At 41.7% G+C, this 3,598-nt stretch carries 4 protein-coding genes; all 4 read left to right on the top strand.

All coding sequences use genetic code 11. The annotated features are described in order from the left end of the window. On the top strand, window positions 1-1,655 hold a 1,655-nt coding region (locus tag WBJ10_RS00090; RefSeq protein WP_424287406.1), incomplete at its 5' end, for a multicopper oxidase domain-containing protein. Between the two features lie 144 nt (window positions 1,656-1,799). Then, window positions 1,800-2,897, top strand: coding sequence for a VIT1/CCC1 transporter family protein (locus WBJ10_RS00095; RefSeq protein ID WP_424287408.1), 1,098 nt, complete (start codon window positions 1,800-1,802; stop codon window positions 2,895-2,897). A gap of 125 nt (window positions 2,898-3,022) precedes the next feature. Next, the gene (locus WBJ10_RS00100; protein ID WP_324487101.1) at window positions 3,023-3,241 is read left to right on the top strand and encodes a hypothetical protein; all 219 of its coding nucleotides are present in this window, start codon (window positions 3,023-3,025) and stop codon (window positions 3,239-3,241) included. A gap of 65 nt (window positions 3,242-3,306) precedes the next feature. Further along, window positions 3,307-3,598: HupE/UreJ family protein (locus WBJ10_RS00105; RefSeq protein ID WP_424287410.1), on the top strand; the 292-nt coding region annotated here is incomplete at its 3' end.

Consider the following 3,598-nt stretch of genomic DNA (forward strand, 5'->3'; position numbering starts at 1 on the left):
ATTATGAATGGTATGGCATCAAAAGAAAATCAGTGCAAAGCTGGGGAGAGGCTTTGGTAAAAGGCTATTTGGGCGATAAAGCGAAACAGGAATGGGGCCGGATGCCGCCAATGGATGTCTCCGATGTGTATTACAATGCCTTTCTGGCCAACGGGCGGCAGGTAACCGAGTATCCTGAATTTAAGGCCGGTGAAACCGTCAGGCTCAGGCTTATCAATGGGGGTGCTGGCACTTATTTCTGGGTGCAGTTTGCAGGCGGTCCAATGACTATTATAGCAGCAGATGGAAAAAATGTGGAGCCCTTAAAAGTAGACAAAATTGATTTTCCGATTGCTGAAACCTATGATGTGCTGATCACCATTCCGGCTGAAGGTGCGTATGAACTAAGAGCCACCTCTGCTGATATTTCCGGCCATAGTTCGGTTTATTTTGGCAGCGGGAAAAAAATTAATGCCCCTGACATTCCCAAGCTTAATTATTTTGCCATGCTACGGGAAAGAAATAAAATGAACATGGGAAGTGTCGGCAAGGACGGCTCCATGCCAGCAATGGATATGCAGCAGCCGAAGGACACCATCAAAAAAATGAACGGGATGGACATGGGCGCTAAAAAGCAAAGCCCATCTATGCCGGGAATGGACATGGCTGGCATGAACAAGGAGAATGAAAAAGCTGCCGGCGCCCTCACCTACGATATGCTGCGATCGGTAGAGCGTACAGCTTTTGATAAAAAATTACCGATTCGTGAGGTTCCGTTAACGCTTACCGGCGACATGCTACGCTATATTTGGTCGTTTGACGACAAGCCTCTTTCGAAAGCTGATAAAATAATGATCAAGAAAGGTGAGGTTGTGCGTTTTAAAATGTTCAATAACACCATGATGCGCCATCCCATGCACCTGCACGGGCATTTCTTCCGGCTGATAAATGCACAGGGTGATTATTCACCACTCAAGCATACGTTTGACATACTGCCTATGGAAACCGTTACCATTGAATTTTTGGCCAATGAAGAAAAAGACTGGTTTTTCCACTGCCATATTTTATACCATATGGCTACTGGTATGGCCCGCATTGTCAGCTATGAAGGCTCTGAACAAAATGAGTTTGCCAAAACCGGTTACAAAGTTTTGAAGAAAGAAGACAATTTTATTTCGAAATGGGCCGACCTGAATGTGCTGTCTAATGGCGCCTGGCTCGAAGGCTATATCGCCAACAATAAAAACCAGCTGCGCTTTGATGGCCGGGTGAACTGGAAGGGGGATTTCGAAACTGAATCACATCTGTTGCGGTTTCTTGATAAAAGAAGTTTCCTGGCTGCCTTTGTAGGTTACGATTACCGTTTGAACAACGCATCCACCAAAAATCCCCAATCGAACACCAAAAATAACCGGCAGGTATTTGAAGCTGGTTTATTGTATTTACTGCCTTTTTTCATCGAAACGGAATTAAGGGTAGACCAGACGGGCCGCATGCGGGCGCAATTACAACGCAGGGACATGCCAATTACTACCCGCTTGTTTTTTGACGGCCGGGTAAATACTGACAAAGAATACACGCTGGGATTACGGTATTTTGTTACCCGTACTTTCTCAGTTAGCACTTTGCATGACAGTGATTACGGAACCGGTGCAGGCATCAGTATTCGTTATTAATTATATGCAACTATTCAAAATATATAAATTTAGTTTTTAAAATTCAGCATAGGGCAAATAACTGCCCGGTGAATTTATTAAAAGAGGGATAATGTGTCATAAACTATCAAAACAGATAATCAAGAAATATAAAGTATCGTACCCATGAAAAACAAAAATATACAGACAGAAATTGATGCCTGCTTTCTATATCAAAAACTTGCTGAGCATGAGCCTGATGCAACGATTGCAAATGTTTTCAGACAAATGAGCGACATTGAGAAAAGTCACGCAGAGGCTTTTGCAAAAAAAGAGAATATAAGTTTTGAGAACTTGATGCAACCTTCCTGGAGAGCAAAAACGTTAAATACTATTGGCAAAATATTTGGGTATGACTACGTTTTAGGGGTTTTAATGGATACCGAAAAAAGCATAGCAAATGCTATTATTGCCACAAAAAACAAGAATAAACAAGAAATAACAGGTACAGAAACAAGTCACGTAAAAATACTTCAGACAATCCTTGAGAAGGAGACAAAAGTGACCGGCACACAACTTTCAAGATTTGAAAGCAGACACCGTTCGGTTGGGGGAAATGCGATCAGAGCAGCGGTATTAGGAGGAAACGATGGGTTAGTTTCCAATTTCAGTTTGGTAATGGGAATCGCGGGCGCTACTGCCGGACAGCAAGGTGTCTTACTAGCCGGGCTTGCTGGCCTATTAGCAGGAGCGCTCTCTATGGCATTGGGGGAATGGATCTCTGTAACTAGTTCGAAAGAGTTATATGAAAACCAAATGCAAATAGAGATGGATGAGTTGGAAACTAATCCGGAAGGGGAACTGAAGGAATTAGCTCTAATATATATTGCAAAAGGTATTCCCGAGGAGCAGGCGCATCAAATGGCTGCTGATATTATGAAGGATAAAGATCATGCTCATGAAATATTAATTAAAGAGGAATTAGGGATTAATGCCGAAGAGCTGAAGGGCTCAGCTTTTGAAGCGGCTATTTATTCTTTTATATTATTTTCCATTGGAGCCGTTATTCCCGTTTTGCCCTTTATGCTGTTCACTGGAATACACGCCATATTAATTAGTGTTATAGCCAGTGCAATCGGCTTATTTTTAATTGGAGCCGCCATCACCTTATTTACAGGGAAAAATGTTTGGTACTCGGGATTTAGACAAGTGCTCTTTGGTTTGATTGCTGCTGCCATTACATTTGGTATTGGCAATCTGATTGGAGTATCCGTTAACGGATGATTTAAATAAGATCATCTTAACCGTCATAATGGTTCCAAAAAATAACTATTTGCAGGAATATTAAATTACCATCATGGGTTATTTACTTTTATTATCAATTAAATTAAATCTTAAAAAACAAACACATGAAAAAACTATTTTTTCTTACAACACTAACTTTAGGCTTATTTACAGCTTGTTCAAGTAACACTGAAAAGAAATCAGACGCTGCGTCAGATACAGCAATGCAGCAAATGGAAATGTCTGCCGATACTGCTGCTACCACTATGGCCGACAGTACTAACGCTGCCGCGGATAAAGCAGCGAAAGACAGCGCAGATGCAGCACACGGCCACTCACATTAATACATTCATCCAATCATCGTTCAGGATATTTCTGAGCGATGAAATGAATTGATAATCTTAAAAATATGAATTTAAAAAAAACAGGATCGCTTGCCGCGCTCATATTATTATGTGGCATTGGAAACCAGGTTCTTGCACATGGGGTAGATGGCGATACCCAAACGTTCTTATCCGGCAACGAGGGTGTAGCTTTTGGCCCCTTTCTTTATATCGGCGCCAAACACATGATAACAGGTTATGACCATTTGCTGTTCCTGGTAGGGGTTATTTTTTTTCTGTATCGTCCCAAAGAAGTATTGCTGTATGTAAGCTTTTTCACAATCGGCCATAGTCTAACACTCTTACTTGGGGTAATGG

It is taken from the genome of Daejeonella sp. (assembly GCF_049655485.1).
In the GTDB taxonomy this organism is placed as follows: domain Bacteria; phylum Bacteroidota; class Bacteroidia; order Sphingobacteriales; family Sphingobacteriaceae; genus Daejeonella.

What these genes read in the sequence shown, in the direction of transcription:
- WBJ10_RS00100 (WP_324487101.1), top strand. Translation starts at nt 3,023, where the DNA reads ATGAAAAAACTATTTTTTCTTACAACACTAACTTTAGGCTTATTTACA.
- WBJ10_RS00095 (WP_424287408.1), top strand. Translation starts at nt 1,800, where the DNA reads ATGAAAAACAAAAATATACAGACAGAAATTGATGCCTGCTTTCTATAT.